Consider the following 23,923-nt stretch of genomic DNA (forward strand, 5'->3'; position numbering starts at 1 on the left):
CTCAAAAAACCCGACAAAGCATATCAGAAGCGCCCATTGGGGTCAAGTCCTAATACTGATAAAACAATTGTCTAAAAACGGGAACAAATGGCCAATCCATTTGACTAGCCAACGACCCCAAACTATACTGGACTATTCTATGATTTTTCTCCCGGCGGCATCGTTGTTCGCATTGGAAGATTACTAAGATGTTAGATCCAACAAAACTTCAGGACTGGCAGATAGCGGAAGAATCCGAAAAGTCGATGAGACCGGTATCCCGGCTGGCGGCTGAATGGGGCATTCTGGAAAATGAACTCTTGCCCTACGGACATTATTTGGGCAAAGTGGATTACGCCCAAGTACTGGAACGTCTCAAAAATGAGTCCGATGGCATGTACATCGACGTCACCGCAATCACCCCTACCCCGCTCGGCGAAGGCAAAAGCACCACAACGATCGGACTTGTTCAAGGGTTAGCCAAGAGAAAAGGCAACGTTTCGGGGGCAATCCGCCAACCGTCCGGCGGGCCGACTTTCAATATTAAGGGATCGGCGGCCGGAGGCGGGCTTTCTCAATGTATTCCTCTGACTCCTTTTTCGCTCGGTTTAACCGGTGACATCGATTGCGTCACTAACGCGCACAATCTCGCTATGGTAGCTTTGACTGCCCGATTACAGCACGAAGCCAACAACACCGACGAATTTTTGGCAAAACGCAAGCTACCCAGGCTGAATATCGATCCCAATAATATTCCAATGCGATGGGCCATGGATTTCTGCGCTCAATCATTGCGGGATATCATCATCGGGCTCGGCGGCAAAACCGATGGTTACATGATGCGCTCGGGCTTTGCCATATCGGTAAGTTCGGAGGTCATGGCTATTTTGGCGGTGTTCACCAGCCTTCGTGACCTGCGCGAGCGCATCGGACGCATCGTCGTCGCCTATGATCGGCAGGGCAATCCGGTCACTACCCACGACCTTGAAGTCGATGGAGCGATGACTGCCTGGCTGGTCCGGGCTTCAAATCCGAATCTTCTCCAGACAATTGAAGGACAACCCGTGATGGTCCACGCCGGGCCGTTCGCCAACATCGCCGTCGGCCAGTCTTCTATCGTCGCCGACAGAGTCGCCCTGAAATTATCTGATTACCATGTAACTGAAAGTGGCTTTGGCGCCGACATAGGCTTTGAAAAATTCTGGAACATCAAGTGCCGGGTCAGTGGATTGAAACCTAATTGCGCCGTAATTGTTGCCACGGTGCGCGCCCTGAAGATGCACGGAGGCGGTCCGACTGTTAAACCGGGTAAACCGCTGGACGCAGCGTACACCCAGCCTAACCCGGTTCTCGTTGAGCAGGGGGCGGCAAACCTCGTCGCCCACATTGAAACGGTGAAACAGTCAAGTATTATCCCGGTGGTTTGTATCAATCATTTCTCAACGGATTCCGAAGAAGAAATCTCCATCGTCAAAAGAGAAGCTGAACGCGCCGGAGCCAGGGTCGCCGTCTCGCGCCATTGGCTCCTGGGCGGTGAAGGCGCCCTCGAGCTGGCGGACGCGGTTATCGATGCCTGCCAAGAGAAAAATGACTTCAAGTTGTTATACGAAAGCTCCTTGCCCCTGACCTCCCGCATCGAGAAGATCGCAAGGCAGGTGTACGGTGCCGATGGGGTATCCTACACGCCGGAAGCCAAAGCTAAAGCCGAAGCCATCGAAGCTGACGCTTCCAAATCGGATTTTGCTACCTGCATGGTTAAGACCCACCTGAGTTTGTCTCACGATCCCAACTTGAAAGGCCGGCCTTCCGGGTGGGTTCTTCCTATACGGGATATCCTTACATATAATGGCGCCAGATTTGTTGTCCCGGTGGCCGGAGATATTAAATTGATGCCGGGGACGTCTTCCGACCCTGCATTCCGCCGCATCGATGTCGATGTCGAAACAGGCAAAGTCAAAGGCCTGTTTTAGGTTTGAACACCATGAATAAGCCGATCACCGTCCGTTTCGAGCCCCAGGGCATCTCAGCTCCCGCACACGAAGGTGACAACCTGCTGGAAATCGCCAGGAGCGTGGGTGTCGGCATCGCTGCCTCGTGCGGTGGCGATGGGGTTTGCGGCACTTGCAGGGTATCCATTAAAAAGGGTGACGTAGAAACATCTCCGGGTTCGATCCTTTGCAACGAAGATGTTGCTAACGGCGTGCGGCTGGCGTGCCAGACCCGGATTTTGACAGACCTGATCGTGTACGTATTACCCGAAGCCCAAGCGCCTGCTTCAAGCGGGCACCTTCGTTCGCTGGTCACTCGAGAAGAAGTCATGGCGGCATCCGGTTGGCGGTTCGCCCCGCCGGTCTTCAAACTTTTTATAGCGCTACCCCCGCCGAATTTGCGGGATAATTCAAGCGATCTTACCCGCCTGGCCCGGGCTCTCGAATCTCACGGCATTGAGAATCCTTCGATTGCGCTTGCTTTTTTGAAAAAATTGCCCGGCGCAGTTAGAGAATGCAATTGGAAAATCACTCTCACGGCGCTGAAAGAACAACATGGACTGCGGTTGATCGACGTGGAAGGAGGCGACACCAGAGACCGGAATTACGGGATCGCCTTCGACATCGGGACCACCGGCATCCGCGGGGAACTTCTGGACCTGAACGAAGGCAAGGTCCTGGCCCAGGGGGTTGAGTACAATGGTCAACGCGCCTACGGCGACGATGTGATCAGCCGGATCAATTACTCCGGAAAAAGGGACGGCCTGACCCAACTGCAACGGGCGGTGGTCTCGACCATGAACAAGATCGCATCGGACATGGCTTCCCGTGCCAGCGTCAATACGTCGCAGATAGCCCATGTCATGGTTGCTGCGAACACTACCATGGTCCAATTGATGACGGGAGTGGAGCCAAAATATCTGAGACTCGAGCCTTACGTGCCAACTGCTTCTGTCTTTCCTGTTGTTTCCGCAGGAGAAATCGGTCTTGACCTGGGGTACGACGTGCCCGTCTCGACGATTCCATCGGTCGCCAGCTACATTGGCGGCGATATCGTGTCCGGTCTCGTGGGAACCGGAATATTCCAGCGTTCCGACACGGTGCTGTATATCGATATAGGCACAAACGGAGAAATCGTGGTCGGCAACCGGGAATGGATGGTGTCCGCTTCTTGCTCAGCTGGCCCGGCTTTCGAAGGCGGTGGCATCCGACATGGCATGCTGGCGACAGCAGGAGCGATCGAATCGTTCAGGATTGGCGCCGACGGGAGCCCGAACATCACCACAATCGGCGGAGACAAACCCCGCGGCATTTGCGGCGCCGGCTTGATTAGCGCGATATCGGCTCTGTATTTAAACGGAATCATCAACCAAAGAGGCAAATTTAATATCGAGGCTTCAAAACACGTTCGGGATGGAGAGGACGGCCCGGAATACCTGCTTGTTCAGGCGGGTGAGACGTCGATCGGTAAAGATATAGTCTTGACTGAAATCGATGTTGAAAACCTGATTCGCGCCAAGGGGGCGATGTACGCCGGCTATCAAACACTTCTGGCAAGCGTGGACCTCACCTTCGATGGTTTAGTAAACGTTATCGTGGCCGGTACCTTCGGCAGCCATCTCGATATCGAAGATGCAATTACCATCGGGTTATTGCCGGACATCGACCGCGGTAAATTCGTGTTTGTCGGGAACGGCTCTCTTCTCGGCGCACGCCTGTCCAGTTTTTCAACTGAACTTATTGAAGCCGGCAGGAAGGTCGCCGGGCTTATAACCAACATTGAGCTTTCGGAAAATGTTTCATTTATGGAAAATTACACGGCTTCCATGTTTTTACCCCACACCGATGCAAGCCTCTTCCCTTCAGTCAGCCACGGCGTGATCAAATCGGGGGGTACACAGTCGACATGACCATTTCCATTGCCATGGCGGGCAAGGGGGGTACCGGCAAAACCTCCATTGCTTGCCTGATCGTCCGTTATCTCATAAAACAGCGTAGGGTCCCTGTCCTGGCAGTCGATGCCGACCCTGCAGCAAATCTTGACCTTGGCCTGGGTGTGAATGTTGAAAAAACCATTGGCTCCATTTTGGCTGGTTACAACGAGAATAAACTTGTTATTCCACCGGGTATGTCCAAGGAAGCTCTACTGGACTTGAAACTGAACGAGTCGATATTTGAAAGCCAGGATTTTGACTTAATAACCATGGGCCGGGGAGAAGGAGCGGGCTGCTATTGTTTTCCGAACAATGTCCTGAAATCCTTCATCGACAAACTTTTGCCAAACTATAAGTTCATGGTTATGGATAACGAAGCCGGACTTGAGCATCTAAGCCGCGGCACAACCGAGTCTATCGACCATCTGCTGCTCGTCTCAAACCATTCAGTAAAGGGCGTACGTACCGTCGGTACGATAATCCAATTGGTAAAAGAACTGAGACTTAACATCAAACATCGGTGGGTCATCTTGAACCAGGCTCCCGAGACAATCGATCCACTTGTTGAAGCGGAATTCGGCAGGCTGGGCATCTCGATAGGAGCCGCGATACCGGAAGACCGTCTAATAATGGAATACGACTGGCACCAGCGGTCGCTGCTGGATATGCCCGGAGACTCGGCGTCGGTCCAGGCAATCGATAAAATGATGAACCAGATTCTTTCAAAGAATCCGAGTGAGGTTAATTCATGACGGCCAGGATTATAAGCGGTACCGAAATTTCTAAGCAGATTCGCGAAGAACTTAAAAATGAAATTGAGATGCTTCGCGCCCGCCACCATGTCATACCCGGTCTGGCCACCGTCATCGTGGGCAATGATCCGGCGTCCCAAACCTATGTCGGTTCCAAGGTCAGAGCCTGCCAGGAGTTGGGGATATTCTCGGCCAATTATCCATTGCCGGAAGAAACGTCCGAGAAGGAATTGCTCTACCTCATCAAAACTTTGAATGACGATCCGAGGATCAACGGCATCCTGGTGCAGGTGCCGCTGCCGAAACATATCGATGAAAACAGGGTTCTGACGGCGATCTCGCCCGACAAAGACGTGGACGGGTTCCATCCCATCAACATCGGGCGTTTGGTTATCGGCGAAAAATCCCTGCTGCCGTGTACCCCTGCCGGCATCCAGCAGATGCTGATCCGAAGCAATGTCGATACCGAAGGTGCGGAAGTGGTAGTCGTGGGGCGGTCAAACATCGTGGGCAAGCCAATAGCCAACATACTGTTGCAGAAGGCCGCCGGAGCCAACGCCACGGTGACCGTCTGCCATTCTGCTACACATGATATGGCCAACCATACCCGAAGGGCTGACATCCTCATCGCGGCCATTGGTAAACCACGGTTTATCACCGCCGATATGGTGAAACCGGGCGCCACGGTCATAGATGTGGGAACCAATGAGATCGGCAAAACTCCAGCCGGCAAGAGAATCTTGTGTGGAGACGTCGATTTTGATAATGTTAAGGCCGTCGCAAGCGCCATCACGCCGGTTCCGGGGGGCGTCGGCCCGATGACAATCGTTATGCTGATGGCAAACACAGTCAAAGCCGCCAAGATGGCTCACGGCTTGAAATAGCCGAGATTATTCCACCTCCAGACGAGAGGAACTTTTATGGCTGTAGATATTCCCAGGATCAATTATTCCGGTAGTATACGTTCAATCAGTCTCGGTGATAGACAGCAAGTCATGGTCGGCGGCGAACAGAGATATTCATTTTACGGTTTTGAAGGATCTTCACCGAATCCGCCCCGTATCGCCATGGAAGTTTATGATGAAGCTCCATTAGATTGGCCCGAGGCGGCACAGGCGCCCTTCGCCGGTGAGATGAACGATCCGGTCGCATGGGCAAGAAAGTGCGTCGAGGTGTACGGGGCAGAGATGATCTGCCTGCAACTCCAGAGCACCGACCCGAACGGAACCAACCGGGATGCAGACGCAGCAGCCAGGGTGGTTTCCCAAGTAGCCCACTCAATCGATGTGCCTTTGATTGTCTGGGGTACGGCCAACCATGAAAAAGATACCGAGGTGCTGCGGGCTGTGGCGGAAGCGGTACAGGACCGGCGCCTTGTCCTTGGTCCTGTGGAAAAAGGTGATTACAAAAAGATAGCGGCAGCGGCAATGGCATACAAGCATACCGTCATTGCGTCCAGCCCTATCGATATCAACCTTGCCAAGCAGTTAAATATCCTGATGGCTAACCTGGGAGTCAATCCCAACGAGATGATAATGGATCCAACGGTGAGTTCTATCGGCTACGGCATCGAATACGCATATTCTGTGATGGAACGTATCCGGATGGCGGCGCTCACGCAACAGGATGAAAAGCTCCAATTCCCGCTCATCTGTAATATCGCCCGGGAAACCTGGAAATCCAAAGAAGCCAAAATCGCAGAATCCGAAGACCCCAGGCTGGGAGATGCCGAAAAACGCGGCATTACCCTGGAAGCCATGAGCGCCACGTTACTGCTTTTGGCTGGCGCCGATATACTGGTGATGCGGCATCCTGAGGCTATTAGACTGGTTAAGGATATGATCGACGATCTTAGCTGATCTCGATATTTAGCGATTCCGAGGTTAACATTATGTCAACGATTATTGCCACTGCTGCCATAAACGGCGCTCACCAGTTGGTAGACCGGGCTGAATCTGCCTGGCGGAACGCTCTGGTAACCAAAGGTAGCGGCCAACCAGTCGGTTTCCCAAATACGGCTTACTTCCTTCCGGTAATTTACGGCGTAACCGGTCAAAAAGTAGAGACCCTCGGCGATGTGGCACACGCAATAGCCAAATGCCGCGAGATGCTGCCTCCGGTCATGAAACCTGAGGACGCTCTCTTATCACTGGATCCGGTGCTCAATGCCGGCATGGCGGCTCTGTTCGCCGAAGAGATCATTGAGGCGATCCGATACCTGGAACAGCCTGATTATTACACCAAGACCGAGGATCCGATTGACGACAATATCTGGCTTGGCGCCGCCGATGACGTCATCCTGAGAAAAAGGGGCGTCGAGTTCGTTGACGGGACCGCCCCTGGTTTTGCTGCTATTCTTGGCGCGGCGCCCTCCGATGAAATCGCCGTAAAAATTGCGACTGAACTGCAGCAGAAAAACCTCTATACCTTTATGAGCGCGGCCAGCGGCGACCAACTATTAGCGCGGCAGTTACTGCGTTCTGGCATCCAGGTCGGCTGGCCGACCCGGCTGGTGCCCTTCGGTCCGGACACCTCGTCGACCGTTTTCGGGATCGGCTTTGCCGTGCGAGTCGCCCTCTCTTTTGGCAACGTCATTCCGGGGCAGGCGAAGAGCTTGTTTGAATACTGCAAAAACAGGGTTTACGCCTTTGTGATGGCTCTTGGCGAAGTGAGCGAAGAATGGGCGGCTACCGCGGCGGGTGCTCTCAACTTCGGCTTTCCGGTTATTGCCGATTCTGCCATTCCCGAAATTCCAAATGCCATCGTATCGAATGTTTCTCAAGATAAAATCGTCAACCGGGCGATCGATGTCCGTGGGCTCAAGATCGTGATCAACGAAGTCCCGGTCCCGGTGGCTTACGGCCCTGCTTACGAAGGTGAGCGTGTCAGGGGTGAAGACATCTACCTTGAATGCGGTGGCGGGCGCACGCCGATGGTAGAGTGGGTAACTTCAAGGCCGATCGACGAAGTCACTGACGGTGCGGTTGAAGTCAGTGGACCTGAATTAGATGAGGTTCCCGCCGGCAGCAAACTGCCGTTGGCCATCGTTGTCGAAGTCGCCGGAAGGCAAATGCAGGACGATTACGAGCCCATTCTGGAAAGGCAGATCCATCACCTCATCAATTACGCCCAGGGTGTCATGCACATCGGCCAGAGGGATATTGCATGGTTAAGGGTGAGCAAAGGGGCGGTTGAAAAAGGGTTCAGGCTGAGTCATATCGGAAAATTGCTCCACGCCAAGTTGCACCAGGATTTCGGCCGCATCTTCGATAAAATGCAGGTAACCCTTTACACCCGCACCGAGGACGTGCTGGCGATCGTTGCCAAAGCCAAAGAGGCCTACGCCGCTCGTGATGCCCGCATCGAGGGAATGACCGATGAATCTGTGGAGACCTTTTATTCCTGCCTGTTGTGCCAGTCCTTCGCCCCGTCCCATGTATGCGTGATCAGTCCGGAACGGACCGGGCTCTGCGGGTCCTACAACTGGATGGATTGCAAGGCATCCTTTGACATCAACCCCATCGGTCCCAACCAGCCAGTATCCAAAGGCCAGACTCTCGACCCGCGCCTGGGCCAGTGGAAAGGCGTTAACGAATATGTTTTCAAAGCGTCGCGGGGTAACGTGGACCATTATAATTTTTACAGCATCATATCGGATCCTATGACCGCCTGCGGCTGTATGGAATGCATTTCCGCCATACTCCCCTTGTGCAACGGAGTTATGACGGTCAACCGAGAATACACCGATATGACGCCCTGCGGTATGAAATTCACCACGCTGGCCGGGACCATCGGCGGCGGCGTTACTACACCCGGTTTCGTGGGGCATTCCAAGTACAATATCACCCAACGGAAATTCCTGGCCGCCGAAGAGGGGATTAAGCGGCTGGTCTGGATGCCCCGTTCCCTTAAAGAAGAGATCGCCGATCTTTTTAACGAGCGGGCAAACGAGATTGGCATCCCGGATCTATTGAACCGGGTTGCCGACGAGACCGTTGGTACGACGGAAGAGGCCATTCTTTCCTTCCTGACCGAGATGAATCACCCGGCGCTCTCGTTAGATCCGCTGTTATAACAAAGGAGACACCATGGCCCTTTCAGGGATTGAAATTTTCAAATATCTACCGAGAACAAATTGTGGTAAATGCGGCGTGCCCACCTGCCTGGCTTTCGCCATGAGTCTGGCTGCCGGTAAGGCCGAGTTGAGCGCCTGCCCTTTTGTAACCGCCGAGTCAAAGGCAAAACTTGAGGAAGCTTCTGCGCCGCCCATCCGCCCCATAACGATAAGCACTGGAAACAAGACGCTCAAAGTCGGTGGAGAGACGGTTTTATTCCGGCATGAGAAAAGGTTTGAGAATCCCCCGGGACTGGCGATTACGATCAGCGATACCATGCCTGAAGCTGAAATCGATCGCCGTTTGAAAGCTTTGAAGTTCTACACTTATAACCGCGTTGGAGCGACCCTCCGTCCGGAACTGGTGGCTCTGAAATATGAGTCCGGCAACCCGGAAACTTACGCATCTTTGGCAAGCCGAGCCAAAGCCGAAACCGACGCAGGCATCATCCTGCTGTGCAAAGCCGTCGATGGTATAGTAGCTGCGGCTAATGCCTGCTCAGAAAGAAAACCAGTTCTTTGCGCTATCACAGAATCAAACCTTGACCTGCTGGCTCCAATTGCGGTCGATTACAAGCTGCCAGTTGTAGCGCGAAGCGAAAGCCTGGATGGGTTGGCCGAATTGACCGACCGGTTGGTCAAACTTGGCATCAAGGACATAATCCTGGATTCCGGAGCCCGAAACATCAAAAGCGCCCTGGCGGATCAAGTTGCCCTACGCAGGTTGGCTTTGCTAAAGAAGTTCCGGTTATTGGGTTATCCGACGATCGCCTTTCCTGGCGAAATGACGGATAACCCCCTGAAAGAAGCGCTGATTGCTTCGATCATGGTAGCGAAATACGCGGGGATAATCGTCTTGTCGGATTTTCGGGGAGAGACCCTTTTCCCGCTCCTGGTAGCACGGATGAACCTTTTCAGCGACCCCCAGAGGCCCCAGGCTACCGCCGAGGGCATCTATGAGATAAACGGACCCGATGAGAACTCTCCTGTTGCCATCACCTGCAATTTCTCGCTGACTTATTTCATCGTCTCCGGCGAGATCGAGAACACCCGGATGCCTGCCCACCTCTTGATCAAGGACACTGAAGGGCTTTCCGTGATGACTGCCTGGGCCGCCGGAAAGTTCGGCGCCGATAACATCGGCGGATTCGTCAAAAAGAGCGGTATTGCCGACCGGATCAAGCACCGCAAGATTATTATCCCTGGATACATTGCCCAGGAAAGCGGCGGCCTCGAAGAACAGCTACCTGGTTGGGAGATTATGGTAGGACCCCGGGAAGCGGCTCACCTCCTGTCATATCTAAAATCGAACTGGAAATAGATTGAAGCCGAACGAACAGAAGCCGAAGCTACCTTCGCCTCCGGGATACGACCAGGCGTACGGCCAATCCTATGAATTGGCTTTTGATCGACTCACCGAGGTTGATCCGACGATATTGGGAATGCGCAGCGGCGCCTCGCTTGGGCCGGGCCAGGGTATAAAGCTAGATTTTTTGAATTTTCCGGTCATCGTCGACATCAGACAGCGCAGCGTGACCGCAGCAGGGTTTCCTCTACTTTCGATTTCAGATAAACTGGTTATCCTGCACTACCTTGTCACGGCCGGGGGCAAACCGGCTTCGGGCAAATTGATTTCGTTCAAAGACCTCCCCGAGGGTTCGGGTTATTTCCCAACGTTCTACAAAAGGGCGATCGCTCCGATTGTCAATATATTCAACAAGTCCGTTGGTGATCTAATCGGCGCGGCAAAAAATATTGGTGGAACCCAAATCGCTATGGGCGATCTGGGTTTATCGATCCCTGTCTTTGCCAGGGTCACCTTGAACTGGGTATTCTGGCGCGGCGATGACCTTTTGCCACCCGAGGGTTCGATTTTGTTCGATGCCAGCATCACGGATTATCTCCCTGTCGAAGATGTTGCCGTTTTATGCCATTCGGTTGCCAACCGGTTAGCCGCCTGAAAAATGCCAAATCATAGACAGCCTGACCCTGCTGGAATATAATAATTTAGATATAAACTTTATGGAAAGTACCGAAAAGATCAAGGTCCTCCTTGCCGACGATCACGTTATCGTTCGTGAGGGCACAAAAGAACTGGTTCAGCGACAACCGGATATGCAGGTCGTGGCTGAAGCCAGCGATGGTGTCGAAGCGGTGGAATTGGCGCGCGTCTATAGACCTGACGTCATTGTAATGGATATCGCAATGCCGAACATGAACGGTATCGAAGCGACCAAGCAAATCAAGAAGATCCAGCCTTCTACCGCTGTCTTGATACTGACTGCCTATGATAGCGACCAATACATCATGGCTTTGCTAGAGGCCGGAGCCGCGGGGTACCTGCTAAAAAACGTTCGCGGCAATCAACTCATAGACGCCATTAGAGCGGTATATTCCGGAGAGTCGATTCTCCAACCCTCCACTACTCGCCGTGTTATCGATCATCTCAAGGTAAAGGCAGTTAAAACTGATGATGACACCTCTTCCAACACTCTTACCGAAAGGGAGATGGAAGTGCTAAAACTGGCAGCTAGAGGCGTAAGTAACAGGGATATCGCCGAGCAGCTTTTTGTAAGCACCAGGACGGTACAAACCCATCTTTCAAACATATTCAAAAAATTAGATGTCGCTTCGCGTACCGAAGCGATTTTGTATGATCTGAAGCGGGGCTGGTTCTATATGGAGGAATTGCCATAGGCGCGGTTAGTGCCAGTACTGCACCCTCCGGTCCCAAAACACCAAAAACGCGGCGGTGGCCTCGTTTCCTACTTAATTTCCATTTCTGGCTGCTGGTTCTCTTATTTGTGGGAGGATTTTTCCTGCAATATCCCCACCTGATTCCATTTATCAACACAGTCGACCCTAATTCGTTTTTATCGCTTACCCGGCACTCTTTCGGACGGCTGATTATGTTACTGCCGGTCACCTACGCCGCGCTCGTTTTCGGGATGCGTTTCGGCTTACTCGCTTTATTGATCGCCATCGGTATCATAATGCCCAACTTGTTTCTTTCGCAGTCCGGACCGACCCAGGATGACATCATTGAAATTATCGGTATTGTTATCATCGGTTTGGTGGTTAATCTCTGGCTTGAGAGTTATGAAACTGACAAAAGACACCGCCAGGTAGCGTATTTGAGATTAGAGAATGCTCAACGTGAACTGCAGCGCATGCAACAAAATCTCAGGTTCTATTTGAAACAGATTACTATCGCTCAGGAAGAGGAGCGACGGCGGATCGCCCAAGAACTTCACGATGAAACGGCGCAGGACCTGATCGCTTTATCACGCAAAGTTGATGGTTTCATGACCCTGCATCCGGCTTTGCCTTCAACCGATGAAAGCTATCTTGAGGATATGCATCAGCATATTAACCGCACTTTAAGTGGCGTCCGTCGATTCAGTCAGGACCTTCGCCCTTCGGTACTGGACGACCTTGGTTTAATTCCGGCTTTAGATTGGTTAATCCCGGAATTGTCCAAGCACTACAAAATAAAAATCGAACTGAAGATCAATGGAGAGGCTAAGCGGTTTCCGCCTGAGGCGGAACTCGTTCTTTTTCGGATAGTTCAGGAGTCTCTCCGCAACGTCGGGAAGCATGCTATGGCGACAGAGGTTTTGGTTACCGTGGACTTCGAACCTGAGACAACCGTTTTTACCGTTAGGGATAACGGCCGGGGTTTCCATCCTCCGGACCGGATAGGTGATCTGGCAGTCAGCGGGAAATTGGGTCTGACCGGTATGCAGGAACGGGCCCAATTGATCGGAGCAAAACTGTCGATAAAATCAGTTTCAGGCGAGGGCACGACTGTAAAGGTCGAACTCCCCAACCCATCCGAGCACACTGAACACCCCTACTAAATTGGTACGGATCTTGACCCTATGTTATAATCCCGCTCAATAATGTTGAATGATCGTTCAACATCAGTGAGGTGAATGTTGGGGACCAAATCACCCTTCCAAGAAGTCGCAGATCTCATCATCGAAAGCGGCGGCGATGCTTTAAAACAATGCTATCAATGTGGCACTTGCACCGCCACTTGTCCCTGGAGAGACTATACCTCGTTTTTGCCGCGTCGTATGTTCCAGGAAGCCTGGCTCGGCCTGACCGATTTTGAATCGGAATCTTTGTGGCGATGTGTTACATGCAACAAATGCGTCGAGCGTTGTCCCCGAGGGGTGCCGATCATCGATCTGATGCGGGCACTGCGGCGATCGGTTATTGGAATGGGCATAGCCGAAGCCCCGTCTGCCCTGGCCGGCGCTTTACGCAACCTGTCTGCCGTGGGTAACCCCATGGGCGAACCCACCGGAAACCGAAACGCCTGGGCTGCTGATTTAGATATCAAACGGTTCGATCAAAACACACACTACCTTTACTTCCCTTGTTGCGTCACGTCCTACGACCCGAACTTGAAAAGTGTAGCCAGAGCTACAACACGGATTCTTACGCATGCTGGAATCGATTTTGGCATACTTGAAGGTGCAGTCTGCTGCGGTGAAAGCGCGCGTAAAGCCGGCGATGAAGCCTTGTTTCAACAGCTGGTCGGCACAAACAGCAGTCTTTTTGAAACCAACGGGGTTAAAAAGATTATTGTAAATTCACCACATTGTTTCGATACCTTCGCACGTGAATACCCTGAAATCGGAGCACGCTTCGAAATAATTCACACCTCGCAATTGTTTTCGGAACTAACCCGTCAAGGGCGCCTCAAACCCGGAAAAAACACTCAGCGCAAGGTCACGTATCATGACCCCTGTTACCTGGGCCGCCACAACGGGGTTTACGACGATCCTAGACAACTGATCAAAGAAATAACCGGGGTTGATTTCATCGAAATTGAACCCAATAAGGCCGAAAGCCTTTGCTGCGGCGGCGGGGGTGGCCGTATCTGGATGGACACCCCCCGAGACGAACGCTTCTGTGAGGACAGGTTGAAACAAGCGTTGATAACCGGCGCCAATACACTGGTAACCGCGTGCCCTTACTGTTTATCGAATTTTAAAGACAGTTCTCTGAATCAGTCTGCCTCGGAAACCATCGACATCATGGATATCAGCGAACTACTCGCCGAGGCCCTGTAAATTTTGCTGGAGGCTTCTTGTGTCTGAGGAAATCAGGATCGGGGTTTATGTCTGCCATTGCGGTATCAATATCGCTAGCGTTGTCGATGTGGCCTCAGTCGCCGAATACGCCGGTACACTTCCAGGTGTGGTAATCGCCCGGGCGAACAAATACACCTGCTCCGATCCCGGGCAAGAACTTATCAAGGCAGATATTTCGAAATTCGAACTGAATCGTGTGGTGGTCGCCGCTTGTTCGCCCACAATGCACGAGAAAACCTACCGCCGGGTGCTGCAAACCACCGGCCTTAACCCGTATCTGCTTGAGATGGCTAACATCAGGGAACACTGCGCCTGGGTTAACCGTGAAAACCCGGTGGCGGCAACCAAAAAGGCTAAGGACGCGGTCAGAGCCGCAGTAATGAGGGTAGCTCTCCAAAAGCCCCTCGAACCCCACACTATCGAAGTTAATAAAGATACTCTAGTAGTCGGCGGCGGTATCGCAGGGATCACCACCTCCCTCGAAATCGCAGATGCCGGGCACAAGGTCTTCCTCGTCGAAAAAAAACCCAGCATCGGTGGGCACATGGCCCAATTGGACAAAACCTTTCCGACCCTCGACTGTGCCGCCTGTATTTCCACGCCCAAGATGAGCCAGGCCGGCCAGCACCCCAATATCGAACTGTTATCGTACAGCGAGGTTGCCTCAGTTTCCGGGCACGCCGGAAACTTCATAATTACAGTCAACCGGAAACCGCGTTATATACGTGAAAAGGACTGCAAGGGTTGCGGTGATTGTGCTGTCGCCTGCCCTGTCGAGATTTCCTCCGAGTTCGATCAGGGACTCTCAGTTCGTAAAGCCGCCTACCGGCCGTTCCCACAATCCGTTCCCAACACCTATACCATAGACCGGCGTGGTACCCCGCCCTGCCGCGCCGCTTGCCCGGCTGGCGTGAACGTCCAGGGCTATACGGCTTTGATCTCCAAAGGCAAATTTGGTGAAGCTCTTGAAGTCGTGCGCCGAACCATGCCATTCGCCTCCGTATGCGGACGCGTGTGCACCCATCCATGCGAAAACGCCTGCAGTCGAAAAGATGTCGATGAAAGCGTTTCAATTCGGGCTCTTAAACGTTTTATCGCTGATTATGAATTGACTCGCGGACGTGACCCCGTGGTTCGGAACATCAAGCGGTCGGAAAAAATCGCCGTCGTCGGCTCGGGTCCCGCTGGTCTGGCATGTGCGTATGACCTCCTTAAACTTGGCTATCCGGTGACCATCTATGAGGCCGATGAAAAACCAGGTGGTATGCTCCGTTACGGCATTCCGGCTTATCGCCTGCCAGAAGCCTCCCTGGATAATGACATCAAGTATATCGAGGAACTCGGCGCCGAAATAAAAACCGGGATCAAGGTCGATTCTCTTGCCGGTCTCGACGACCATGGCTTCGCTGCCGTGTTCGTCGCCTGCGGCGCCTGGAAGAGCCAGGAACTTGGTATACCAGGTGAGTCAGCCAACGGCGTCCTTAACGCCCTCGAGTTTCTAAAGCGGGTAAGAAAAGGCCAGGCGCCCAAACTCGGCGACAGGGTTGCTGTAATCGGCGGCGGTAATGCCGCGATCGACTCCGCCCGCACCGCGGTTCGTCTCGGAGCCACCGAGGTGACTGTCATCTACCGCCGTTCAAGGGTTGAGATGCCGGCAATTCCCGAGGAAGTAGCCGCTGCCGAAGCTGAAGGCGTGCGGTTCATGATGCTTGCTGCCCCGGTTGAAATCCTTTCCTCTGAAGGCACTCTGAGCGCTTTGCGCTGTGTCCGCATGGAACTCGGAGAGCCTGATGCAAGCAACCGTCGCCGCCCGGTACCCGTGTCCGGAAGCGAATTTGAAGTACCGGTCAACAGTGTCATTATCGCTGCCGGCCAATCGGTTGACCGCGCTGAATTCGGGGAGCTCGAACGCAATACCAATGGAACCGTAACAGCCGATCCGGTGACTCTGGAAACAAATCTAAAAGGCGTCTTCGCCGGCGGTGACGCCATCACCGGAGCGGCAACGGTTATCGAAGCCATCGGCGCAGGCAAGCAGGCGGCCGTTTCTATCGACCGCTTTCTCAACGGGGTAGATCTCGCCGCTAACCGTAAACCTCAATCAGATATCGTGCACCCTTCTCTTGACGGGATTATCCGGACAAACCGGGCAAAAACATCTCACGCTCCGTTCGATAATTCATTTACCGAATCCGAACTTACCCTGACTGAAGCGCAGGCTGTGGCAGAATCCGCCCGTTGTCTCAACTGCGCCGGTTGTTCCGACTGCGAGCAGTGTGTCGATGCGTGTGAAGCCAGGTGCATCGATTTCGACCAGAAGACCGAAGCTATCGATTTGGAAATCGGCAACATTGTTGTCGCCACCGGTTTCGATACTTTCGATCCCGCTGCGATTTCCCGCTATGGTTACGGAAAATTTTCGAATGTCATAACCAGCCTTGAATTTGAACGCCTGGCTAATGCTTCCGGTCCCACCAGCGGTGATATCAGGTTAAAGGATGGACGCAAGCCAGAATCGGTTGCCATCGTTCACTGTGTGGGCAGTCGGGACAAAAATCATCATGAATACTGCTCCCAGATCTGCTGCATGTATTCACTTAAACAGGCTCACCTGATCCGGGAGCGCACCGGTGCCGGGGTCTACCAGATGTACATCGATCTTCGGTGCGCGGGCAAAGGTTATGAAGAATTCTCGAACCGGATTGCTGAAGATGGTGTCAATTTTGTCCGCGGTAAAGTCGCTGAGATCACCGACAAAACGATCGGTGATGAACAGAGCGGCAAACTCATCGTTATTGTTGAAGATACGCTACTGGGCACCGTCCTGAGGGTACCGGTTGACATGGTGGTTCTCGCGGTGGCTGTCGAACCCCAACCGGACGCCGAAGCCGTCGGGCGTCTTTTTGGCCTGTCCCGTAGTGCTGACGGCTTTTTCCTCGAGAGGCACCCCAAACTGGACCCGATCGCGACAATGAACGAGGGCGTCTTTATCGCCGGTTGCGCCCAGGGACCGAAAGATATTCCCCAAACGGTTGCCCAAGCCCAGGCCGCGGCTGCCCGGGTCCTGGCTACCATCGCCAAAGGCAAGATCGAACTTGAGCCCCGGGTGTCCGAAGTCATAGAGGAAAATTGCGATGGTTGCGCTTATTGTATCGACCCCTGCCCGTATAAGGCAATCACATTGATCGAGTATGAAAATTCCGGCGTTATCAAAAAAATAGTTGAGACTGACCCGATCAAGTGCCGTGGGTGCGGCGTCTGCATGGCTACCTGCCCAAAGGCTGGCATTGTGGTCAAAGGGTTTACGCCCGATCAGTTACGTGCCATGGTAGACGCTTTTGTGAGCCCTTAAATATTACCGTTTTCGATTTCGTAACCAGCTACGATCCGATAATTATCCGGCGCGGCAGGACCGCGTTGTTCCAACTATTGACCTAGTTAAGCCCGAAACGTTACTATTGTAGATAGTCTATAAAGAGAGGTGAACAATGCCGCTGGAAGTTACCGATGATACATTTGATGCCGAGGTGATGAAATCCAAGCTGCCGGTCCTGGTGGATTTTTGGGCTCCGTGGTGCGGTCCGTGCAGGATGGTAGCCCCGATTGTTGATAAACTTGAAGAAAAGCACAAGGAAAAGTTCAAATTCTGCAAAATTAACGTTGACAATAACCAAAAAACCGCCGGTGAGTACAGGGTGATGTCCATCCCTACCCTTATGTTCTTTAAAGATGGTAAGGTTGCCGATACCGTTGTTGGCGCCGTTCCGGAGAGCGCCCTTCAGTCCAAGATCGATAAATTGATCTAGGGTGACACCAGATTATGTAAAGAGGCGGCTCGATTCGAGCCGCCTCTCTTTTTGATTTCTCGTTTGTAACGGGAATCGCTAGTTCTGGGGTTTTACCTTCAGCGGTATTCCCGCGACCATCAGATAGACCTCATCCACCGCTTTTGCCAGCATTTGGTTCGCCCTGCCCAGAACATCTCGATAAATTCGCGTCGACGCCCCGAGCGGGATGATGCCCTCACCTACCTCATTCGTCACCATGATATATGTGGCCAGACTTTGAACCATGCATGCGATGATCGAGTTGATCTCGGTTTTGATGTCAGCCTCCACGGCTTTTTCGTCAACGTCCTCGCCTGAGACTGCCATATGCTGGCACAGGACGTTGTTTACCAGCAGGGTAACGCAGTCCAGCACCACAACGTCGAGTATCCGGTTATCTTTGGAGATGCAATCGCCAACCTTGCATGGTGCTTCAAGCGTATGCCAGTGCGCCGGACGCGATTTCTTGTGCACCTCAATCCGCCGTCGCATTTCTTCATCGCGGGCTTCGGCAGTAGCCACAAATAAGACCTCGCCGCCGATCTCACGGGCTAATTCTTCAGCGTAACTGCTCTTGCCGCTCCGCGCTCCCCCAATGAGGAGAATGGTTCTCTTTTTCATATTAATCCCTTGTCAGATGTGACGTGTCGCTTAATTTTCCCAGCATTGCCCCGGTGGGGTAAATATCTATTATGCTTACCGAAGCCATATCAAATTTGAATTGCCAATAATGATCGATAGGCAGGCCGAGGAGTTTACACAGGAGCACCTTGTAGGGTCCGCCATGGCCTACGACCATGACCGTATCATCGTCTTTATGGCTCTTCAATTTCTCTGTGAACGCGCTGACCCTTTCGACAAAATCCAAGAACCGTTCTCCAAGCGGGAAGCAAATACTGGTGCTGCCACAGCGCCATAATTCGGTTACCTCGGGAAAGAGCCCGCAGGCTTCTTCGAAGGTTATGCCCTCGATCTGGCCGAAATTCACTTCATTAAGTTCGGGAGCGCTATATATCTTGATATTATGAGGAGCAGCGATGTGTTTAGCTGTCTCGATCCCTCGGCGGAGTGTGCTGGCATATATGGCGTCTATTTTCTGATGCCTGAATCGCTCGGCAAGGCGGTGGGCCTGCCGGTACCCTTCTTCCGAAAGGTCGATGTCGGTAGAACCGTGGCATTTTTCCGGATTATCGGTAGCCGTTTTGCCGTGTCGTACCAGGATAAGTCGCAATCGTTTGTCCTCTAAAGCCAATTATTGAAGGTGAAGAGAACCACCAGCAATAAGGTGGTAAATTCGCTGATTTCGTTGAGCGCTCCGTAAGTGTCCCCGGTAAGGCCCCCGAACTTGCCTTTGAAGAACGCTGACAGCATAACGGTTAACCCCCAGGTTCCCGCCATGACAATTATTCCCAGCCAACTGCCGGTAACGCCGACGATAATTGCGGCGACAATACTGGCAACCGGCATGACCCAGCCGCTTGAGCCGCTTTTCAATTCTTTGCCCATCCCCGTATCCCGGGCGTAAGGATAATTGAAGACAGCGTAAGCCATGGCCCACCGGGAAAGCACCGTCATCAGGACGAGCGCCAGGTACACATGGTCCTGGGGCACGCTGGCCAGTGCGGCGAATTCCAACAGCAACAGGACCACGCCGGCTACCACCCCCATCGCGCCGACGTCCGGGGTCTTCATGATCTGCAGCCGGCGCTCGGGAGACCGGTGCCCCCCGGCCAATCCGTCGAAGGTATCGATCAAGCCGTCCAGGTGCAATCCACCAGTCAGGTAAGCCAGGACTCCTATGGCCATCGCATCGGCAAGCAGCGGAGGCAATAATCTGGAGAATATCCAGTACAGCCCGCACAGCACTCCCCCGAGGATCAGTCCTACCAACGGGTAAAAGACCAGTGACCTGGCGAACTGCTGCTGGGTCAACGGCCTGTCCCACTCCTCCCGTTTGAAAGGAATCGGTATGCTGGTCAAAAAACGTAGAGCTGCCAGGAAAGACATCGTTCTATCGCCTTCCGGGTAACCTCTAAACGATCGCGGGTGGAGATTTCGACCTTTGCCTATTCTTCCTTCTCGGAGACTCCCGCTTCGCCGAAGGTTGCCATTTCGGCCAGTATTTTAGCAGAGGTCTCCGCGATAAAGATACCTATCGCCGCGCCCGTGCCTTCACCCAAGCGCAGGTCCAGTGTAACTATCGGCTTGAGCTCCAGTTTGTCAGCCATGATCTTGTGGCCGGGTTCCACTGAGAGGTGTCCCAGGAACATGTACTCACGTGACTGGGGGGCTATCGCTTCGGCGATCAGAGCGCCGGCGCCGGAAATGAAGCCGTCGACAACCACCGGTACCCCGCGGGCAGCGGCGCCCAGAATGACGCCGGCGATACCGCCTATTTCAAATCCGCCCAACTTGGCCAGAACGTCAAGTCCATTCTTCGGGTCAGGCCTGTTAACCGAGATGGCTTCTTCGATAACTTCGATTTTGTGTTGCAGTTGATCGTCCGTAAGACCGGTGCCGCGGCCGGTAACCTTAACTACCGATTGGCCGGTCATCACGGCACAGATGGCGGCGGAAGGCGTGGTATTCCCGATGCCCATGTCTCCGGTGCCCACGATATCGAGGCCTTTATCGATCTCGGCGTTAACCACCTGGATGCCGGCTTCGATGGCCTGGACCGCTTGCGCTTCGGTCATCGCAGGCCCTTTGGCGATGTTCCTGGTGCCCCTGGCGACAAGCTTGTTGACCACCGGGATGTCGGCCGGCAGGTCACCCGCCACACCCATGTTAACTACAACGACGCGGGCTCCTACCTGGCGCGAGATCACATTAATCGCCGCGCCACCATGTACGAAGTTCAATACCATTTGCGGGGTAACTTCTTGGGGATAATTGCCGACTTTTTCTGCGACAACTCCATGGTCTCCGGCCATGGTGATGATTGCCTTGTTTTTTATTACCGGAATTGGCTTGCCTTGGATGCCGGCGAGCCTGATCGATATTTCTTCCAATCTACCGAGAGCGCCTTGGGGCTTGGTTAGCATGTCCTGCCGCGCCGCAGCCCTGGCCATAGCGTCCTTGTCCAGCGGTTTGATCGCCGCGATTGTCTTGTTCAATAAATCTCCCATGGTCGTCTCCTTACCTTTTGTTATTTAGTATATTCTGAAAATAAAAAAATCCCTGTACGCCTTTTCAGGTCCAGGGATTTACCATCTCCCGAACCCTTCCTCGAGGGTTACGCTGTACGGCAGGTCTTCTGGCTCCTGGCTCAACCTATTCCCGGCGCCTTCCCATTCTCTTTTAAAGAACAGTGGCGTGATGCCGGTTTCGTCACCAGTCACAGCGGCGGGACCGCATCCGACTTGCGCGGAACTTCCCAATTAAGCTCTTGCGAGCGCCGTAAACCCGATATTCAATTGTTGCTAATATTAACGTCGGCAAAATGTAGTGTCAAGCCGCCATTTTAGGCCTTTGACTGCTCTCACCAACTCCCTGCATTCCGGCATTGTCCTTGGAGCTATCCTGACGTACTCGGGGAGGCCGAACGAAGTGCAATCCCTGACGACGATTCGATCACGCAAAAGAGCTGAACGGAACTCTCCGGCCTTGCCGACCTTCATCAGGAAGAAGTTGGTGCTGGTGGGCACGATTTTGAACCCCAGTGGGATAAACTCATTCATCAGGTAATCTCGATTTTTCTTTACAAGCCGTTCGCTTCGACGCAGGTAGGCTCCATCCCTTGTCGCCTGCAATCCGGCTTTTTGCGCGACGGCATTGACGTTCCACGGCGGTTTCACCTTGTTCAGGTTTTCGATAATGTCCGCGGACGCCAGGCAATAACCCAGGCGCAATCCGGCCAATGCAAAATCCTTGGTCATACTCCGAAGAATTATCAGATTACCGTATGAAAGAAGGTCGACTGAATTCCACGGATTGTCGGTAAACGCAAGATAGGCTTCATCGAGCACCACCAGCCCATGGTCTGCCGCAACCAGGAGTTCTTCGATCGCCTTCCTGGAAACGTGCCGGCCGGTGGGGTTGTTGGGGTTGCAGATAAAGATTGCTTTTGGTTTCAGGTGTTTGACAGCCTGGACCGCGCGCTCGATATTGAGACAAAAACCGGCAGCTTCCTGAGCCCAAAACTCCACCACCTCCGCTCCGGCGACCAAACAGGCAGTCTCGTATTCGCCAAAGGTCGGTTTAACGATGATTACTTCATCGCCGCGGCTGAAATAGGCTTGAGCAATAAGCCTTATTATCTCCATGCTCCCAGCCCCTACGACGATGTTATCAAGGCCAACCTGGTTTTGAGCTGCAAGCGCCCGGCGCAATTCCGTCGAATCGGAATCGGGATAATGGTCGATAATTACATCATCTAGTTTAAAATCAAGGTTGAAGGGATAAGGGTTGGAGTTTGAACTGAAATCGATGGCATCCTTTGGGTCAATTCCCAGCCGAGCGAATTCGGTGTAATTCGGCCCGCCATGATAACAGCTTGAGAGTGCCGCAATTTCAGGCCTTGGCGAGGGCATAGAGCAGTCCTCCCGCGGCAAAACAGATGATGAACCACACCCAGGTGGCGCTGTTGATAAGTCTCAATGAATCGTCGACTACCTCAGGCGTCATCGGACGATCAGCTCTCCCCAGGCGGTAATGATCAATTTTCTCAAATTGAACACGTAACGCCGCTGCTGCGGCAGCCATCGGCCATCCGGCATTGGGGCTTTCGGTCTTAAGGTGATCTACCCGGGCGATGCTCCAGGTGCGCCGGGCACCCATCCTGGTAATCCCGGCGGCGACAACGACCAGGAGAGCCGAGATCCGGGCCGGAAGATAATTCAGCACGTCATCAAGCCGTGCAGGAAATTTACTCAGGTATTCGTATTTACCGTGATAACCGATCATGCTGTCGAAGGTGGAAACCACCCGGAACCCAAACGCCGCAGCGATCCCATATGGTCCGAACAAGCTGAAAACGACGAAAAAGAACAGGGGTGAAACCAGGCTATCGCACAGGCTTTCGGAGACCGATTCGACGGTGGCGGAAACGAGGTATGGCCGTGTCAGTTTCGAAGTGTTCCGGCTTACCAATGCCCTTAGTTCGAAACGAGCCTTGTCTAACGTTTCGTCGTTCTCGATCAAGTGTTTGATGTGCAACGCCGTCTTTCGAAGGTATACAAAACTGAACGTCATCTTAAGCAAAACGCCGGCGACGATCACATAGAGCACATAGTTGATATCCTTAAGCCAGGAGACGATGAAAAGCGAGGCGGTTATCACAACCGCAGTCAGCCCGAGGGTGGCAACGGCGCCGTAAACGAACTGATAGGTCTTCCCGCCGATGAATCCCAAACGTTCGAGGGAGGAAATAGCCTTGCCTATCCAGGCAACGGGGTGTACCACGTTCGGAGGGTCACCCAAGGTGAACTCAACGGCCAGGGCGACCAGGAGTATCAGGACAATATCCAACGGGACTCCTAACTGTTAAGGGCTTTACGCCTTTTGGTGATGGCTTCCTTAGTGGCCGCGGTAACCGCCCGCGCCATCAGCGCGCCTATTTTAGTATGTCCGCTGACGTAAGTACATTTTTCGCCTTTACCCGAAACGATGACAATCTGATCGGTGCCTGTTCCCGTGGCTTGCAGCGCCGGGTTGTAGGAGCTTTTTATTCCGAGATCTTCCAGGGCAACCACCTTGGCTTCTGTCAGGGTTATAAAAGAGGCTGCCATCGCCGCCTGAGTCAGTTCGACCGATGTGAATACAACCGTGTTTATGGTACCAACGGGGTTATGGTGGCGGCCGGTATCTACTCCGACCCGCAGGGCATTGCCTTCGACACCGGCGGTTACAAAGGCTATAGCCCAAAGATGGCAGTCGGTTTCTTCGCGATAAGCCAGTTCAGGCATCGGGACGCCAGTGGAAAGCATGGTGGCATTGTCCAATGAAAGTACCTTGCCGAAAGAATTCGCCTTCAAGATACGCCGGTAATAATCGCGCCAATCCACCGCCGGGTCATGAAGTTTCATCCATAGCGGTTGGGGAATGTGACAGTTGGCGACCACGCTGACGCGCCGGTATCCCTGGAGGCCGGAGAGTGTCCTCTGGGGCTCGGGCAGGTGCAACAACAACGCGTTCGAAGGTACGTTCCATATGCGGTGAAAAACCACTTCGGCGGTTATGCCGTGGAAACATCCGAGTATCTCCGAATGAATATCCTGGGCCAT

At 53.2% G+C, this 23,923-nt stretch carries 20 protein-coding genes and 1 riboswitch; of the genes, 13 read left to right on the forward strand and 7 right to left on the reverse strand.

The features are described from left to right. The first annotated feature begins 188 nt into the window (after positions 1–188). The 13 genes from Dform_RS04525 (at position 189) to trxA (ending at position 17,678) form a co-directional block, all read left to right on the forward strand. Positions 189–1,949 (forward strand): formate--tetrahydrofolate ligase, encoded by a 1,761-nt coding sequence (locus Dform_RS04525; protein WP_076003950.1) that lies wholly within the window; start codon positions 189–191, stop codon positions 1,947–1,949. A gap of 11 nt (positions 1,950–1,960) precedes the next feature. After that, positions 1,961–3,877: an ASKHA domain-containing protein gene (locus tag Dform_RS04530; RefSeq protein ID WP_076005061.1), complete on the forward strand. Its 1,917-nt coding sequence runs from the start codon at positions 1,961–1,963 to the stop codon at positions 3,875–3,877. Then, entirely contained in the window at positions 3,874–4,653 is a 780-nt protein-coding gene (locus Dform_RS04535; RefSeq protein WP_076003951.1) for an ATP-binding protein, read from the forward strand. Before Dform_RS04530 ends, Dform_RS04535 begins: the two co-directional genes overlap by 4 nt. Beyond that, positions 4,650–5,537 (forward strand): bifunctional methylenetetrahydrofolate dehydrogenase/methenyltetrahydrofolate cyclohydrolase FolD, encoded by an 888-nt coding sequence (folD, locus tag Dform_RS04540; RefSeq protein WP_076003952.1) that lies wholly within the window; start codon positions 4,650–4,652, stop codon positions 5,535–5,537. Before Dform_RS04535 ends, folD begins: the two co-directional genes overlap by 4 nt. A 36-nt stretch (positions 5,538–5,573) precedes the next feature. Continuing rightward, positions 5,574–6,512: an acetyl-CoA decarbonylase/synthase complex subunit delta gene (locus Dform_RS04545; protein WP_076003971.1), complete on the forward strand. Its 939-nt coding sequence runs from the start codon at positions 5,574–5,576 to the stop codon at positions 6,510–6,512. Positions 6,513–6,544: 32 nt separating this feature from the next. Further along, entirely contained in the window at positions 6,545–8,728 is a 2,184-nt protein-coding gene (acsB, locus tag Dform_RS04550; protein ID WP_076003972.1) for an acetyl-CoA decarbonylase/synthase complex subunit alpha/beta, read from the forward strand. Between the two features lie 13 nt (positions 8,729–8,741). Then, entirely contained in the window at positions 8,742–10,088 is a 1,347-nt protein-coding gene (acsC, locus tag Dform_RS04555) for an acetyl-CoA decarbonylase/synthase complex subunit gamma (protein WP_076003953.1), read from the forward strand. Between the two features lies 1 nt (position 10,089). Then, on the forward strand, positions 10,090–10,728 hold the full coding sequence (locus Dform_RS04560) for a DUF3786 domain-containing protein (RefSeq protein WP_076003954.1): 639 nt from the start codon (positions 10,090–10,092) through the stop codon (positions 10,726–10,728). A 61-nt stretch (positions 10,729–10,789) separates the two neighbouring features. Continuing rightward, positions 10,790–11,464, forward strand: coding sequence for a response regulator transcription factor (locus Dform_RS04565; RefSeq protein ID WP_076003955.1), 675 nt, complete (start codon positions 10,790–10,792; stop codon positions 11,462–11,464). A 212-nt stretch (positions 11,465–11,676) separates the two neighbouring features. Next, positions 11,677–12,627: a sensor histidine kinase gene (locus Dform_RS04570; protein ID WP_225973733.1), complete on the forward strand. Its 951-nt coding sequence runs from the start codon at positions 11,677–11,679 to the stop codon at positions 12,625–12,627. Between the two features lie 75 nt (positions 12,628–12,702). After that, positions 12,703–13,851, forward strand: a complete 1,149-nt coding sequence (locus Dform_RS04575) for a (Fe-S)-binding protein (protein WP_076003957.1) — start codon at positions 12,703–12,705, stop codon at positions 13,849–13,851. 19 nt (positions 13,852–13,870) lie between these two features. Next, a complete protein-coding gene (locus Dform_RS04580) occupies positions 13,871–17,224 on the forward strand; it encodes an FAD-dependent oxidoreductase (RefSeq protein WP_076003973.1) in 3,354 nt (1,117 codons plus the stop codon). 136 nt (positions 17,225–17,360) lie between these two features. Next, a complete protein-coding gene (gene trxA / locus Dform_RS04585; protein ID WP_076003974.1) occupies positions 17,361–17,678 on the forward strand; it encodes a thioredoxin in 318 nt (105 codons plus the stop codon). Between the two features lie 78 nt (positions 17,679–17,756). Here the strand turns inward: trxA and cobU are convergent, their stop codons facing one another. From cobU to Dform_RS04620, 7 genes are all read right to left on the reverse strand, one after another. After that, positions 17,757–18,320 (reverse strand): bifunctional adenosylcobinamide kinase/adenosylcobinamide-phosphate guanylyltransferase, encoded by a 564-nt coding sequence (cobU, locus tag Dform_RS04590; protein ID WP_076003960.1) that lies wholly within the window; start codon positions 18,318–18,320, stop codon positions 17,757–17,759. Position 18,321: 1 nt separating this feature from the next. Continuing rightward, positions 18,322–18,930 carry a histidine phosphatase family protein gene (locus tag Dform_RS04595; RefSeq protein WP_076003961.1) on the reverse strand — a complete coding sequence of 203 codons (609 nt, stop codon included), beginning with the start codon at positions 18,928–18,930 and terminating at the stop codon, positions 18,322–18,324. Positions 18,931–18,941: 11 nt separating this feature from the next. After that, entirely contained in the window at positions 18,942–19,706 is a 765-nt protein-coding gene (gene cobS, locus Dform_RS04600) for an adenosylcobinamide-GDP ribazoletransferase (RefSeq protein WP_076003962.1), read from the reverse strand. Positions 19,707–19,765: 59 nt separating this feature from the next. Further along, positions 19,766–20,827 (reverse strand): nicotinate-nucleotide--dimethylbenzimidazole phosphoribosyltransferase, encoded by a 1,062-nt coding sequence (cobT, locus tag Dform_RS04605; protein ID WP_076003963.1) that lies wholly within the window; start codon positions 20,825–20,827, stop codon positions 19,766–19,768. A 101-nt stretch (positions 20,828–20,928) separates the two neighbouring features. Further along, positions 20,929–21,116, reverse strand: a riboswitch (cobalamin riboswitch). An 11-nt stretch (positions 21,117–21,127) separates the two neighbouring features. After that, the gene (locus Dform_RS04610) at positions 21,128–22,231 is read right to left on the reverse strand and encodes a pyridoxal phosphate-dependent aminotransferase (protein WP_076003964.1); all 1,104 of its coding nucleotides are present in this window, start codon (positions 22,229–22,231) and stop codon (positions 21,128–21,130) included. Further along, the gene (gene cbiB / locus Dform_RS04615) at positions 22,212–23,168 is read right to left on the reverse strand and encodes an adenosylcobinamide-phosphate synthase CbiB (protein ID WP_076003965.1); all 957 of its coding nucleotides are present in this window, start codon (positions 23,166–23,168) and stop codon (positions 22,212–22,214) included. The genes Dform_RS04610 and cbiB overlap by 20 nt, the downstream gene beginning before the upstream one ends. A gap of 8 nt (positions 23,169–23,176) precedes the next feature. After that, complete coding sequence (locus Dform_RS04620) at positions 23,177–23,923, reverse strand: adenosylcobinamide amidohydrolase (RefSeq protein WP_076003966.1); 747 nt, start codon at positions 23,921–23,923, stop codon at positions 23,177–23,179.

The sequence above is a fragment of the Dehalogenimonas formicexedens genome, assembly GCF_001953175.1.
GTDB classification, from domain to species: Bacteria; Chloroflexota; Dehalococcoidia; order Dehalococcoidales; family Dehalococcoidaceae; genus Dehalogenimonas; species Dehalogenimonas formicexedens.